At 60.3% G+C, this 13,812-nt stretch carries 16 protein-coding genes; 3 read left to right on the top strand and 13 right to left on the bottom strand.

Features of this window, described 5'->3' with window-relative positions; genetic code table 11:
• Nucleotides 1–58: 58 nt before the first annotated feature.
• From Q1A89_RS11330 to smpB, 3 genes are all read right to left on the bottom strand, one after another.
• Complete coding sequence (locus Q1A89_RS11330; RefSeq protein WP_299729137.1) at nucleotides 59–1,240, bottom strand: amino acid aminotransferase; 1,182 nt, start codon at nucleotides 1,238–1,240, stop codon at nucleotides 59–61.
• Nucleotides 1,240–2,094, bottom strand: a complete 855-nt coding sequence (sseA, locus tag Q1A89_RS11335) for a 3-mercaptopyruvate sulfurtransferase (RefSeq protein ID WP_299727735.1) — start codon at nucleotides 2,092–2,094, stop codon at nucleotides 1,240–1,242. The genes Q1A89_RS11330 and sseA overlap by 1 nt, the downstream gene beginning before the upstream one ends.
• A 74-nt stretch (nucleotides 2,095–2,168) precedes the next feature.
• A complete protein-coding gene (gene smpB / locus Q1A89_RS11340; protein ID WP_299727737.1) occupies nucleotides 2,169–2,642 on the bottom strand; it encodes an SsrA-binding protein SmpB in 474 nt (157 codons plus the stop codon).
• Between the two features lie 114 nt (nucleotides 2,643–2,756).
• Between smpB and Q1A89_RS11345 the strand changes: the two genes are divergently transcribed.
• Nucleotides 2,757–3,437, top strand: coding sequence for an SGNH/GDSL hydrolase family protein (locus Q1A89_RS11345; RefSeq protein ID WP_299727739.1), 681 nt, complete (start codon nucleotides 2,757–2,759; stop codon nucleotides 3,435–3,437).
• A 21-nt stretch (nucleotides 3,438–3,458) separates the two neighbouring features.
• Here Q1A89_RS11345 and Q1A89_RS11350 read toward each other — a convergent pair whose 3' ends face one another.
• A complete protein-coding gene (locus Q1A89_RS11350) occupies nucleotides 3,459–4,277 on the bottom strand; it encodes a sulfotransferase family protein (protein WP_299727740.1) in 819 nt (272 codons plus the stop codon).
• Between the two features lie 141 nt (nucleotides 4,278–4,418).
• On the opposite strand from Q1A89_RS11350, the gene Q1A89_RS11355 reads away from it, so the two are divergent.
• Nucleotides 4,419–5,996, top strand: a complete 1,578-nt coding sequence (locus Q1A89_RS11355) for a DUF5928 domain-containing protein (RefSeq protein WP_299727742.1) — start codon at nucleotides 4,419–4,421, stop codon at nucleotides 5,994–5,996.
• A gap of 118 nt (nucleotides 5,997–6,114) precedes the next feature.
• Nucleotides 6,115–7,173 (top strand): class I SAM-dependent RNA methyltransferase, encoded by a 1,059-nt coding sequence (locus Q1A89_RS11360; RefSeq protein ID WP_299729140.1) that lies wholly within the window; start codon nucleotides 6,115–6,117, stop codon nucleotides 7,171–7,173.
• On the opposite strand, the gene Q1A89_RS11365 is transcribed toward Q1A89_RS11360, so the two are convergent.
• The 9 genes from Q1A89_RS11365 to Q1A89_RS11405 all read right to left on the bottom strand — a co-directional run bounded on the left by Q1A89_RS11365 (nucleotide 7,174) and on the right by Q1A89_RS11405 (nucleotide 13,810).
• Complete coding sequence (locus Q1A89_RS11365) at nucleotides 7,174–7,821, bottom strand: DUF1523 family protein (RefSeq protein ID WP_299727745.1); 648 nt, start codon at nucleotides 7,819–7,821, stop codon at nucleotides 7,174–7,176.
• 11 nt (nucleotides 7,822–7,832) lie between these two features.
• A complete protein-coding gene (locus Q1A89_RS11370; protein ID WP_299727747.1) occupies nucleotides 7,833–8,096 on the bottom strand; it encodes a hypothetical protein in 264 nt (87 codons plus the stop codon).
• A gap of 3 nt (nucleotides 8,097–8,099) precedes the next feature.
• The gene (locus Q1A89_RS11375) at nucleotides 8,100–9,434 is read right to left on the bottom strand and encodes a DUF6638 family protein (RefSeq protein ID WP_299727749.1); all 1,335 of its coding nucleotides are present in this window, start codon (nucleotides 9,432–9,434) and stop codon (nucleotides 8,100–8,102) included.
• Nucleotides 9,431–9,727 (bottom strand): hypothetical protein, encoded by a 297-nt coding sequence (locus tag Q1A89_RS11380; protein ID WP_299727751.1) that lies wholly within the window; start codon nucleotides 9,725–9,727, stop codon nucleotides 9,431–9,433. The genes Q1A89_RS11375 and Q1A89_RS11380 overlap by 4 nt, the downstream gene beginning before the upstream one ends.
• 64 nt (nucleotides 9,728–9,791) lie before the next feature.
• The gene (locus Q1A89_RS11385) at nucleotides 9,792–10,160 is read right to left on the bottom strand and encodes a hypothetical protein (RefSeq protein WP_299727753.1); all 369 of its coding nucleotides are present in this window, start codon (nucleotides 10,158–10,160) and stop codon (nucleotides 9,792–9,794) included.
• Nucleotides 10,157–12,091, bottom strand: coding sequence for an ATP-binding protein (locus Q1A89_RS11390; RefSeq protein ID WP_299727755.1), 1,935 nt, complete (start codon nucleotides 12,089–12,091; stop codon nucleotides 10,157–10,159). The genes Q1A89_RS11385 and Q1A89_RS11390 overlap by 4 nt, the downstream gene beginning before the upstream one ends.
• Entirely contained in the window at nucleotides 12,088–12,339 is a 252-nt protein-coding gene (locus tag Q1A89_RS11395) for a hypothetical protein (RefSeq protein ID WP_299727756.1), read from the bottom strand. The genes Q1A89_RS11390 and Q1A89_RS11395 overlap by 4 nt, the downstream gene beginning before the upstream one ends.
• Entirely contained in the window at nucleotides 12,339–13,454 is a 1,116-nt protein-coding gene (locus Q1A89_RS11400; RefSeq protein ID WP_299727758.1) for a hypothetical protein, read from the bottom strand. The genes Q1A89_RS11395 and Q1A89_RS11400 overlap by 1 nt, the downstream gene beginning before the upstream one ends.
• Complete coding sequence (locus Q1A89_RS11405) at nucleotides 13,451–13,810, bottom strand: hypothetical protein (protein ID WP_299727760.1); 360 nt, start codon at nucleotides 13,808–13,810, stop codon at nucleotides 13,451–13,453. The genes Q1A89_RS11400 and Q1A89_RS11405 overlap by 4 nt, the downstream gene beginning before the upstream one ends.
• Between the last annotated feature and the right edge of the window lie 2 nt (nucleotides 13,811–13,812).

Genomic DNA, 13,812 nt, shown 5'->3' on the forward strand with positions numbered 1-13,812 from the left:
GAAAGGCCGGGCAGCGATGCCCGGCCTTTTTTCATTGGTCCGTTATCACAGCTAGGGTTCAGACACCCGCCGCGATGATCGCCTCGGCAAGGATCGGCACGGACTGTGCATTGAGGCCCGCGATATTCATGCGGCTGTCGCCCACCATGTAGACACTGTGACTCTCACGCATCGCCTGAACCTGTTCCGGTGTCGCGCCGATGCGTGAAAACATACCCCGGTGCTGCGCGAGAAAGCCAAAGCGGTCCGATCCGGAACGCTGCTGCAATTCCTGCGCCAGTTGCTCGCGCAGACCCAGCATCGACAGGCGCACCTCTTCCAACTCGGCCATCCAGTCCGCGCGCAAGGCGTCATCATTGAGGATCATCGTGACCAGACGGGCCCCGTGATCCGGCGGAAAGGAATAGTTCTGACGGTTGAGATAAGCCAGCGTGCCTTGGGCGATGCCCTTGTCCGTACCATTCGCAACAAGCATCAGGATGCCGGTCCGTTCGCGGTAGATGCCAAAGTTCTTGGAACAGCTCGCCGCAATCAGGCATTCTGGCATCGCAGCCGCCACCGCACGGGTCGCGGCGGCATCCGCATCCAGCCCGTCGCCAAAGCCCTGATAGGCAATGTCGATCATCGGCACGGCACCGGTGTCCTGCAGCACCGCGATCACCTCTTGCCATTGCGGCATGGTCAGGTTGGCGCCAGTCGGATTGTGACAGCAGCCATGCAGCAACACCACATCCCCGGCCCGCGCCGTCTTGAGATCAGCGATCATGCCGTCAAAATCGACACCACGCGTCGCCTCGTCGAAATAGCGGTAGGCCGCCTTTTCGATGCCGAGGTGATCAAGGATCGACAAATGGTTTGGCCAGGTCGGGTTCGACACGAAAATACGCGCATCAGGCCGGGCGAGCTGGATCAGCTCAAACGCCTGCCGCACCGCGCCCGTGCCCCCTGGTGTGGCCGCCGCCGACACCTTGTCACGCGCCACCGCATCGCCGAGCACCAGCTTGACCATCGCATCCGAAAAGGCCGGATCGCCGACAAGGCCGACATAGGACTTGCTTGTTTCGGCCTGCCACAACTGCTGCTCTGCCGTCTTGATTGCGCGCATGATCGGCGTGGCACCTGTTGCATCCTTGTAGACACCAACGCCCAGGTCGACTTTGTCCGTGCGCGGGTCTTCGCGGTACATCTGCATCAGCATCAGGATGCTGTCGGGTTTCTGCGCCTGCAGTTTTTCAAACATCATGCGTCTCCTGTGGCGACGGGCACGGTGGGGAACATGCCCCATTCGGCCCATGACCCATCATAAAGCGACCAGCTGTCATGGCCCTGCCGTTCAAGGGCAAGAGCGAGGATCGCAGCCGTGATGCCTGACCCGCAGGTGGTTATCATCGGCTGATCCACATCGACGCCAGCGGCCTCAAACACCGCGCGGGTTTCGGCGGGCGTTTTCATCGTCTTGTCGTCGTTCAAGAGGCTTGTATAGGGCACGTTGCGCGAGCCCGGAATGTGACCTGCGCGCAGCCCTTCGCGGGGTTCAGGCGCGTCGCCACGAAACCGGGTGGCAGCGCGGGCGTCTACGATCTGCGTGGTGCCCAGTTTCGACGCCTGCGAAACCTGCGTGACGTCGCGCACAAGGTGGTTCTGAAAGCGCACGGTCAGGTGCCGGTCCTTGATGATGGGGGCCATGTCCTCCAGCGGGCGCCCTTCGGCCTGCCATTTGGGCAGACCACCATCCAGCACAGCCACATCGCGGTGCCCCATCAGCCGGAACAGCCACCACACACGGGCCGCGCTCAGCAGGCCTGCACCGTCATAAACCACGATCTGGTGGCCATCACCGACACCCATGCTGCGCATGCGGCTCATGAACTTTTCCGCAGGTGGGGCCATGTGGGGCAGGTCCGAGCGGGCGTCGCTGATTTCCGTGATGTCAAAGAACCGAGCGCCGGGAATGTGGGCGGCCTCGTATTCGGCCTTTGCGTCGCGGCCAGCATCGGGCAGATACCAGGACGCATCCAGAACACGCAGGTCAGGATCCTTGAGATGAGCGGCCAGCCACTCGGTCGATACTAGCGTTTTGGGATCGTCGGACATCGGCATGCTCCGGAGGCTGCAAAAATCGCCCTTGGGTAGCGCCCAATGCCTGCGCTGGCAAGCCGAAGCGACGCCTATCCCTGTTTCAAAAGGCGCTGTTTCTGACGGCCCCAGTCGCGCTTGGCCGAGGTGTCGCGCTTGTCATGCAGCTTTTTGCCCTTGGCGATGCCGATTTTCAGCTTCGCCATGCCCTTGTGGTTGAAATACAAAACCAGCGGCACAAGGGTCATCCCCTTGCGCTGGGTCTGGTTCCACAGGTTGCTCAACTCTTTGCGGCTGACCAGCAATTTGCGGCGGCGGCGCTCTTCGTGCTTGAAGGATTTGGCCTGCAAATAAGGGGCTATGTAGGAGTTCACCAACCACAGCTCGCCATCTTCGACGGCGGCATAGCTTTCGGCGATATTGGCGCCACCCAGACGCAGGGACTTGACCTCGGAGCCCTCAAGGATAATTCCGCATTCGACGTCATCCTCGATGGCATAGTCAAAGCGCGCGCGCCGGTTCTCGGCCGCGATCTTGTAGTTGGGGTCTGATTTACCTTGCGCCATGGGGATGGGATGTAGGGCGTGGAATGAGGCGACGCAAGTGCGTGGTCCGTTTCACTATTTCTAAGTGGTCTTGCGCAATGCTATCGAGGACGCAGATTTCAAAGGGCAGTCTGAATGCGGGTTTGGTTGAGTGTATTGGCGTTGATTGCCCTGTTCGGCTGTGGCGAAATGGTGCCTTCCTCCGGGGCGGCGCAAATCATCGCAACAGGCGACAGCATGCTGGCGTGGAATGCGGGCTCTGACCGATCCGTGGTCGCTGTCCTTGAAAAACGGCTGGGCGCCGAAGTGATCGACCGCTCGGTGGTTGGTGCGCGCTATCATTATGCCCTGCCCATCAGCGGCAGCCTCGGCGTCCGGATCGGCGCGCAATACGTGCCCGGCCCATGGGACTGGGTGGTGATGAATGGCGGCGGCAATGACCTGTGGCTGGGCTGCGGATGCGGGAAATGTGCAGCACAACTGGATCGGTTGATCTCGGCAGACGGATCGTCCGGCACTGTGGCCAATGCGGTCAAACGTGCCCGCGCGGATGGGGCGCGGGTGGTCTATGTGGGTTATCTGCGCACGCCGGGCCAGCCCTCGATCATTGATCACTGCCGGGACTGGGGCAATGCCTACGAGGCGCGATTGGCCCGGATGGCGGCACGGGACGATGGGGTCACCTTTGTCTCGGTGGCCGATCTCGTGCCCTTCGGCGATCTCAGCTTTCACGACGTGGATCGCATCCACCCCTCTCCCAAGGGCAGTGCGGCCATTGCTGCGCGGATTGCAGAGGTTGTGGGGTCGGCCCAGTAAGGCCACCCAGTGCACGACTGATCAATCGCCGAGTTTCTTGTGGACCTCGTCCAGATCAATCTCGGCAATGGGCATCTTGTTGCCTGGGTTTTCAAAGTCATACTTGAACAGGTCGAAGTCCCGTTTGTAGATTTCGCGGACCAGATGCATCGACAGGTCGTCGAAATAGTCCTCAACCGGGTGCGCGCGCTTGGGGCCGTGCCCTTCGCTTTCGTTGAAACGGGGGATTTCAGTGATGTTCACGGCATGGGGCGTCTTGATCGATTGCATGACGTCTTCCATGCCCTCGTTGAACTTTTCGGTCCAAATGATCTTGTCATAGGTGCCGCCGTTCACGATGAAGGTCGACACGTGGCCGGACATGGCAGACCAGTGAATGTCAGGCTCCATCGGGCGACGCCAGCGGATGGTGTCGCGGGCAAACAGCAAGAACCGGCGAAAGGATTTGACCTGATCAAACTCCTGCTTGCCGTCCGGGCCGCCCACGTCGATGCCGTATTTCTGGATCAAGGTCGGGACAAGGTTGCCGCGATAGCGTTTGCCATTGCGCTGAATGCCGCAAATCTTGTCGAAAAACGAGCTCAGAACGCGGGTGTAAGGGTTGCGCACGCAGGTAAAAGCATAAGAGCTGTGCGTCTGCACATTGCTGGTGATCGACGGCTGGCTGTCTTCGAGCGCCCATTTGTGCATGCCACCCTTGGCATCGTGAATGTCGCCGTCAAAGAACGCACCATGGTCGGAATAGTACATGATCTGGCCGATGGTCGAGCAGGCGCATTTGGGCACAACACGGTACACCACGCTCTCACTTTCCGTCATCCAGGTGCCTGGAAATCCCATCCTGCCTGTCCCTTTTATGTGCCGTATTTCTCTACAGCCTTATTTGTAACTAAAAAACCAAAGAAATCCTGTTTATTCAATCACTCCTTACCTTTATCTACGTAAACAATCCTAGGTAAAGAGGCAGTTAACGTTCGAGACATGGCTAAAATCGCCTACATCCTCCTGTGCCATAAAGACCCGGATGCCGTTATCAAACAGGCAGAACGGCTGACGGCGGCTGGCGACTACATGTCCATCCACTTTGACGGGCGGGCCGAGGCGGCGCATTTCAAGCAGATCACCACTGCCCTCAAGGACAACCCCAATGTCACCTTTGCCCATCGCCGTATCCGCTGCGGCTGGGGCGAGTGGAGCCTTGTGCAGGCCACGCTGTATGCCGTTGAATCCGCGGTCGAGGCATTCCCGCGCGCCACGCATTTCTACATGCTGTCCGGCGATTGCATGGCGATCAAGACGGCCGAATACATCCACAACTTTTTGGACGAAAACGACGCCGACTTCATTGAAAGCTATGACTATTTCGAAAGTGACTGGATCAAGACCGGGATGAAGGAAGAGCGGCTGATTTACCGGCACTTCTTCAACGAGCGCACTCAGAAACGTCTGTTTTACACCAGCTACCACGTGCAACAGCGCCTTGGCCTGACCCGCGAGGTGCCAGCGGACATAGATGTGCAGATCGGCAGCCAGTGGTGGTGTTTGCGGCGGCGCACGATCGAATGGGTGCTGAATTTTACCCGTGAACGCCGCGACGTGATGCGGTTTTTCCGCACCACATGGATCCCGGATGAGACGTTTTTTCAGACCGTCGTGCGCCATGTAGTGCCCGAGGATGAAATCCGCTCGCGCACGCTGACCTTTCTGTTGTTCAGCGACTACGGGATGCCGGTGACGTTCTACGACGACCACTATGACCTGCTGCTCAGTCAGGATTTCCTATTCGCCCGCAAGATCAGCCCAGAGGCGATCGACCTCAAACGCCGCCTTGGGTTGCTTTACGCTGCACAAAACGTGCCGTTCCAGATTTCCAACGAAGGGGCGAGCCTGTTCAAATTCCTGTCCGGGCGGGGCCGGATCGGACGCCGCTTTGCAACCCGGTTCTGGGAAACCGAAAGCACGCTGGGCCGCAACCGCGAACTGCTGATCATCATCTGCAAGAAATGGCACGTGGCCAAGCGGATGCTCGAACGGATCAGGCAGATGACCAACGTGCCTGCCATCGAATACCTGTTCAACGAAGAACACTCGCCCCTGCCCGACCTGGGCGGCATCCAGACCACTCTGGAAAAGCGCACGCGCCACCGCCGTGCACTGATGCGGATGCTGTTCGACTACTATGAAACCGACCGGCTGATCGTGTGCATGGACCCCGGCAACCTCGACCTGCTCGAGGATTTTGCAGGCGACCGTTCGATCACGCGTATGCTGGAAATCCAGTGCAACTTTACCGACGACTATCTGGTGGGTCACGCAATGCGCGTGGGTCTGGCGGGCGAGCAGACCGGCCCGGAAACCATCGAGCGGCTGTTGCCGACGATCCGCAATGACATGGTCTTTGAATCTGACCGCATCCGCGATGCGGATTTCGAGAACTTCAACCGGCTGCAAGAGTCAGCCGACCTCGACAAGAACGCCCGCGCGCTGGCCCAGTTCCTGACCGTTCCCGAAGACAAGGCGCGCGAGATTGCCGAAGTCGACTATCTCTTTGCCGACTAGCGGCCCATTCGCGCGGCGCAAATAACACTCGAACACCCTGCACCAACCGCCTATGCAGGCTGACATGAGTGACACCCCCCTGACCCTCTTTGCCATCACCCTGCCGGGCCTCGAAGCGATGCTGACCGAAGAGGCGCGCGGCCTTGGCTTTGATGTCACAGGCGTGGAACCGGGCGGCGTCAGCATCGCGGGCGACTGGTCCGAAGTGTGGCGCGCCAATCTGGAGCTGCGCGGGGCAACGCGGGTTCTGGTGCGCATCGGCGAATTCATGGCTTTCCACCTCGCCCAACTCGACAAGCGTGCGCGCAAGTTTCCATGGGGTGACGTGCTGCGCGCGGATGTGCCCGTGCGCGTGGACGTGGCAACATCGCGCAAATCCAAAATCTACCACGCGGGTGCCGCCACCCAGCGGATCGAGGCCGCCTTGCGCGAAGAGGCGGGCCTGACCATCGCCGCCGATGCGCCGGTGATCCTCAAGGTGCGGATCGACGACAACCGCGTGACCGTCAGCGTCGACACCTCGGGTGACCCCTTGCACAAACGCGGCCACAAACCCGCCGTCGGCAAGGCCCCGATGCGCGAAACGCTGGCGGCGATGTTCCTGCGCCAATGCGGTTTCGACGGCAGTGCGCCCATGTTTGACCCGATGTGTGGATCAGGCACTTTCGTGATCGAAGCGGCAGAGATTGCGTGCGGTCTGCAACCCGGTCGCTCGCGCGCCTTTGGATTTGAACACCTCACCACCTACAACCCCAACGCCGAGGCGCTGCGCCGCTCTGACCGGTTGCGCAGGGCACAGGTCAAATTCTTTGGATCGGACCGCGACGCGGGCGTCATTGACATGGCGCAGACCAATGCGGCCCGCGCTGGTGTGGACGATCTGGTGACATTCACAGTTGCCAATTCGGGCGAAGCGACTCCGCCCGAAGGGCCGCCGGGCCTCGTCATCATCAACCCACCTTATGGCGCGCGGATCGGCGACAAAAAGGCGCTCTATCCCGTCTATGGCCGCCTTGGGCAGGTCCTGCTGGAGCGGTTTTCAGGCTGGCGGGTCGGTATCGTCACCTCCGAAGGGAGCCTTGCCAAGACCACCGGCCTGCCGTTTCTACCGGACGGGCCCAGCATCGCGCATGGCGGATTGCGCGTGCGGCTTTACCGCACCGATCCGCTGCCCTGATCACTTGGCCTTCCAGGTGTCCAGCCACCGGCGGATACGCCCGCGCCGTTCCTGCACGGCGTCACCGGCGGCCTCCCAACTGTCCTGCATCTCTTCGAGCTTGGGATCGATCCGGGCCTTGCGGAACCGCCGCCAGCGCACCCAGATCGCGTAGAAAAACGCGGCCAGCAGGGTCAGGACGGTGATGTTGATCCACGGGATACCCTTGGAGGCATCCGGCCCCTCCACCGGGCGGAGCGAGATCGCATTGGGAAAGATCGTGAGGAACTCATTGCGCCACCCGTAATGGGTCAGCACAACCCATTCAGGGGCCGCGCGGGTCGACACGGCATCTGCCGCTTCGGTGAACAGGTTGGAGGTGTCGAACTTGAAATAGGGCGGCCAGCTCCACCCGGTGTCTTCATTGCGATACACCATGGGACGGCCATTGGCCTGCACGGTCTGAATGAACTGGACGTCACGGTTGATCAGCCCGTCGGATTGATCGTCCGGGCGCGACCAGAACATGCGGGTCCAGTCGTTGAGGTCCTGACGCTCCTCAAACACCCGCACGATGCGCACGATGTCGCGTTGCGGCAGGGTGTAGTGCAGCGACGCCGCCAGAAAGACCCAGAAAGCGATCAGAATAGTCCAGCCGATATAGCGCATGGGAGTCCCCTTCAGGCAAAATTCACGAGATAAACAATGAGGCCGACAAGCGACATGGGCACAACATAGACGCCCAGGATCAGCTTGCGACGCAAAGAGCCGTCATAGGCCACAAGCCCCGCCCGCACATAGGCATCGCGCGGGATGTCGAACTCGCCCGCGTCCCATTCCGCCTCCAGCCGGTCGCGCGCCTTGGCGCGGGAATAGAGCGACAGGGACAGGTAGACAATGCTGAGCACCACAAAAGCGATAAAAAGCAGTCGTACAAGGGCCATGGCTTACCTCCTGACAGCGCCCCACGGACCGACACGCGCAATCAGGTCGAGGGGTTCGGGTTTCGGGGTCTCCATCGGGGCATCATGCCCGAACAGGGCAGCGCGCGCCCCGGCTTTGTCCGCCTTGTACTCGGCTTCGAGGTAGCGGGCGACATATTCCTTTTTGGCGTCCGGCCATGTCGCATAGGCGCCATAAAACGCTTGCTTGTGACAGATGAACAACTGGCGCACATCATGCGGGCTGAGTTCAGAGAGCAGCATGTTGACCAGATCAGCCTCGGGCGTGGCGGCCGCGCGCAGCGTGTAGAAATAGGCGGGATGATCAGAGGTGATGCGCGGCCACTTGCCCCCATTCTCGGCCCAGTTGACCAGATCGCCAAGCGCATGGAATTCGTCCGGCAGAAGGTCAGAGTGCCGCCGCGCCAGCATTCGCATATCCCGCCGCGTTGTCCCATCCAGATCGACGCCCGCCTCGGTCACCGCAGAGACGAGGATGAAATCCATCTTTTGACGCAGGATCGCCGCACCATCGATGCCGCGCGCCTTGACGATGGATTCGGTCAGATCGTTGTATTCAAGGAACTTCGCAATCTGATTCCGGTCACCCAGATCAAAGCTGTATTTTGTCGGCACATCCTCGGGCTTGTCATGGGCGGCGATGGTCGCCGGATGATCCAGCGTCGGAAAGATATACAAACCACCAAAATGCGACGTCCAGAAATTGCCCTGCTCGACCTTCAGCGGTTTCAGGTGCACCGGGTTGCGCGTAACATCGCCCGTCTCGCCCGCCAGCGTGATCATGTCGGCGATCAGAACGTCGTCGAACCACGCATCTTCTTCGGTGAGAAATGTATCGACCTTCTCTGCCAGCGCGCCTGCATTGCGCACCGTGCCGCGCGTTGTGTCCGCCTCGACCGTGATGGCGCGGATGTCGAACAGGCGCTTGGGCGACGAGATGTCGTAGACCGAATTCACCAACTCCCCCGCCACCGCGTCCCGCGCAGTCAGGGCAAACAGGGCCGCTTCGTTTTCGGCGATAAACCGTTTCAGGATGCCGTGCGAGGTCGAGAATTTCGCGTCCAGCAGCGGGCAGTGCCGCTGCTCGGTGCTCAGCAGAATGAACTGCCGATTGACCCCGTTGTGATTGAGATAAAGCGGATCATCAAGGTCATCGCCCACCTCGGGCGAAAAACCGGAGATGTCGATGTAAAAATCAGTGAGGGTCGTGGTCTGCCCCGTCAGATGCTTGAGCGCACGGTTATAGCGCTCGACCAGCGCAGGGGAGGCCACATGAAACAGGTTGCCATACATCAGGCCGCGTTGGATCAGGCGGATCATTGGGCGGCCCCCTTCTGGCGATAGATCACCAAGGCCGCCAGCACCAACAGCGGCAGCGCAAAGGCGCGATAGGTGATCTGCAGGTTAAAACCGATATATGCCACCCACGAGTTGTTAAAAAGCAGCAGGCTTTCCACAACCGACGTGCCGTCAAAGCCAAGCGCAGTGCTGATCCCCGCCTGCAAAGCGAACAACAGGGCCGTGCAGCCCAGAAACCCCCACAGGCCCCAGCGCAAAGGCATGAGCAGGCCCGATACAACCGCCAGAACCACGATGACCAAAAGAACGATCATGGGCGCACCTGCGATGTCAGGCCGTGACGCGCATCACGCGCAATGGTGATCGTGATCGCTGTACTCACGCCCCGTCCCCCCGCGCCATATCCTCGCCGCGCAACGCCTCGACCCGTTGCGCCATGTTGAACCACGCAAGCAGCAGCATCGGCGCCCATGCGATTGCAAACAGGGCCGAGCCGCGCAGGGCGATTTCACCCGTCAGCACCGCACCACCCATCGCCAGCGCCGTGCGATAGGATGGGATGTCAAAGGCGACCAAAACCAATGCAGCAATGGCGATCAGCGCCACCACAGCCGCCAGCACCCCCAGCGCCACGCGCTTGTGCGAGCGGGTGTCTTCGGGCACCAGCATTCGTGGCACCACCCAGCCCAACACGCCGAGGATCACCAGCGGCAGGCCCGTGTTCCAGATGTTGGGAGCCTGGGTCACCCTTTGCCCTCCAGCCAGCGTTTCTTGGCCGCTTCCTGCCGTCCGAAATCGCGCACCATGGCGTCAATCGCGACTTCGTCCGACTTGTCCGCATAGCGGAATTCACTGTCCGCATAGCGATTGATCTCCTGCACGACCATTTCGACCGTGATCGGCACGCGCAGTTCGGAAATCATCGCCTTCTTGGCGTCGTAATCCTTGAACAGGAACAGCTCCGGGTTCTCCATCCACTCATCAGGCAATTCAAAATCCATCGCGCGGACCTTGACCGCGTCGGTGATGTTCTTGATCGCGCGGCCCGTAAACCGGTCATCCGCCTCTTGAATCGCTTTGAGATAGGCACCGAGCTTGGCGATGGTATCCAGCGTGCCGATGTCGGAATGCACCCGGTCAAACACCTCCATCAGCCCTTCCTCATGCGGGCGGGAGTGGCTTTCGAAACTCGCAGCGACCGCCTTCTTGATCTCTTGCGCGGAAAACACCTCGTGCTGGCCGACGGGGATTTCGTGGTTCTTGCCCATCAGCAGATACAGGATGTCGATGTAATCCTCGCGCGTCTGCGGCCCGTCCACCAGAAAGCGCGCGCCGGCCCGCTGGCGCAGCGCATCGTCCACATTCTCTGGATAGTTCGAGAACATGCCGAAACTGCAATTGCCCCGCACCACCGTGTTGGCCCCGGCAAAGCTCTCCATCAGCACGGCGGTGATCTCCAACTGCCCCGCACTCGACTGGCGATCCCCACGCTTGCCCGCAAGCTGGTCGATATCGTCGATGGTGCCAAATCCGATGGCCGCAGGATCAAGCACATTGTTGATGAACGCCTTGGCGTTCTGGCCCGACTTGCCCTGATAGCTGTCGATATTGTCGGTGGAAAGGTTCTGATAGCGAAACGGATAGCCCGCCACCTGACAGTAGTCATTGAGCAGCCCGGCCATCATCTGGATCAGAGTCGTCTTGCCGGTCCCGGGCTTGCCGTCGCCCATGAAGGTAAAGATGAACCCGCCGAGTTCGGCAAAGGGGTTCAGGCGACGATCGAAATCATAGGCCATCAGCATCTTGGCCAGCTTCATCGCCTGATATTTGGCAATGTGGTTGCCCACGACCTCATGCGGTTTCTTGAAGGTCATGGTGAGTGTAGAGGATTTCGCCTTATGCGCCGGGCTGAACCCCTGCACCGTGAAATCATCGGCCTCGACGCGCCAACTGGCTTGGGCAAACGGCGCAAGACGCGGGGCATTGGCGGCGCGCAAGGCAACCTTTTCCATCAGTGCCTCGGCATAGGCAGTGATCGTGGCGACCAGATGGGTGTCATCTGCAGCATGGGCGGCAATGTCCTGATCAAGCTCCCAAAGGGCGCCGTGCAGGGCGGTCTGGCCATTGTCGGTCAGCACCTCTTCGACCTCACCGACTTCGACGGTGACTTCGGTCTGGTGCGCGGACAGCAGGTAGGCCGTGGCATTGCCAAAAACATAAAGCGTGATCAGGGCCTCGGCGCCCAGCAACTCGGCGAACTCGGTTTTGCGCGCGGCAGGCAACGCCCCTTCGAGGTTGGCGCGCTTGAGGTCACCCAGACCCGACACGCCCGCATAGTTTTCGGCCACCGCCAGCGCAATCGAAATGGCCCGGCGCAGCGCGTTGAGCGCGGTCGCCTGCACCGGCGACATCAGCGCATCATCGTCATCGGCCCCCTCGATAGTGGCAAGCAGTTGCACAGCGCCAGTAGGCGTGGTGCGCCGCGTGACCAGACCGGGCGTGGTGGTGCGGAACCGACGACGCGTCCCAATCCCGCTTGAACGTTCGGCCTGCGGCGCCTCAGCACCCTTGCCGATGCGCGGAGCGTGATCGAACCCCTGCAACATGGCCAGCGCCATCGGGTAGTGCGCCACGATTTCGGATTCGCGAAGTTCCATCTGGTCGGATGTCTGGCTCATTTCTTTTTTCCTTTCCGGCCACCCAACCAGCCGCGATAGACGATGTAATTGATGGCGATCCACATCGGCAGTCCCGCCACGACAATGAATCTGACCGAGGAGCTGTAGCGCTCACCCCGTTCGACCAGGCCCGGAAACAACAGCCAGATCAGGGCCATGGCCAACCAAACGGTGCCGTAGGCATAGTGATCCTGCCTGCGCCGTTTGAGATAGGCGAGAAAGCCGCCCTTTGCTGCCTTACGCGCCATCAGTACCTCAATACCCGGCCCGCCGGGCTGACCACGAACTTGCGCACCGACCCGAACCCGGGCGGGTTCAGTTCCTGCAGGGCCTGAAACGGGCGCTGGGGCAGCACGATGGATCGCTCCATCCGCGTGGTTCCGGTTTCGGCCCCGCGCCCGGCAAAGGGATCAAGCGCGAACACTTCGCGCTCCACGGTTGAAAACCAGCCCGCGCGTTCGGTCATCACGCGTTCGGAGTGCAGATCCTCTTCGGTCCAGACCAGCGCCCAATCCTGCCCCTCGGGCGCACGCGCGGCCTCAAGCACCTGACTGATAGGGCCGGATTGCTTGGTGAAGGCCGAAGAATACATCGGGCCGACATGGAACCGGCGCAGACGTTTCGGATGCAGGTCATCGAAATCCTCGTCGAACCCCTTGGCGATGGTGACAAGCTTCAATCCACCGAGTGCCTGCGCCATCAGATGTGCCTGCGCTTCGGGCCAACGACGCTGGTCCTTGGGCAGGGCCGTCGATCCTGTATCCTCAACCTCCATCATGTAGATGATCGGCAGGTTCACCTGGCTGTCATAGACCGCCCAATGGATGCGGAAGGTGCGGCGCTGTTCGCTTTTGTTGCCCGTCCAGACGATCTGCGGATCATTACGGGGCCAGAACAACTGCCCGCGCAGCAACTCTTCGTAATAGAGCCGCTGGGACAGCGCGAATTGCAACTTGGTCGGCGGTGTGCGCTCGCCCACGATGACCTCAACCATCTGCTTTTTCAGCTCTTCGGCAGAGGGCATGCCCGCCAGATGGCGCTCGGCCTGCTGGGCATCAGAGGCCATGGTGATAATCTCTTCGGCCGCCGGGAACCCGGATTCAATCGCATCGATCGCAAGGCTGCCGAAAAAGCGGCCCGTATCGCGCCCGACCAGCAGGTATTTCTGGCTGAGCGCGCGAAAGGTGAAAGTCAGCTCGGTGATGTATCGGGTGAGGATGTTGACCTCGTCCCGATTGAGATCACCCTCGGCCTCCATCACGCCAGCGACGCGGCCCAGATGTGAGGTGATCGTCTCGAACTTTTTGAAATAGCGGCGCGAGGCGAACAGGTCAGTGAGACCGATGATTTCTATGTTGGTCATTTGAGGCCCGGGAACAGCCAGTCAAACACTACCGGATAGCGCGCCATTCCGCGATACTCCAGCGGCTGAGATTCGAACTTCGCTGTCAATATCATGGACTCAAACGTGATCCGCATACCGACACCAATCCAGCCAAAAACAAAGTAAGACAGCGGAAACACTCCAAGCGCCCAAGCTATAGCAAAGGCGATGGCCAAGCCTTCTTCCCAGGTCGTCACTGGATCAATCAATGATGCTTTGTTCTCTGACAGAAAAATCCCATACAAAAGAAAGATTGCTTGGACTGCGATAACCGCGACCGCAATCGCTCCAATCCGTTTCCGGGTCAGTTCCCGCCCCTCATATTTACTTAGCATCT

Origin of the sequence: uncultured Tateyamaria sp. (genome assembly GCF_947503045.1) — a bacterium.
GTDB lineage: Bacteria > Pseudomonadota > Alphaproteobacteria > Rhodobacterales > Rhodobacteraceae > Tateyamaria.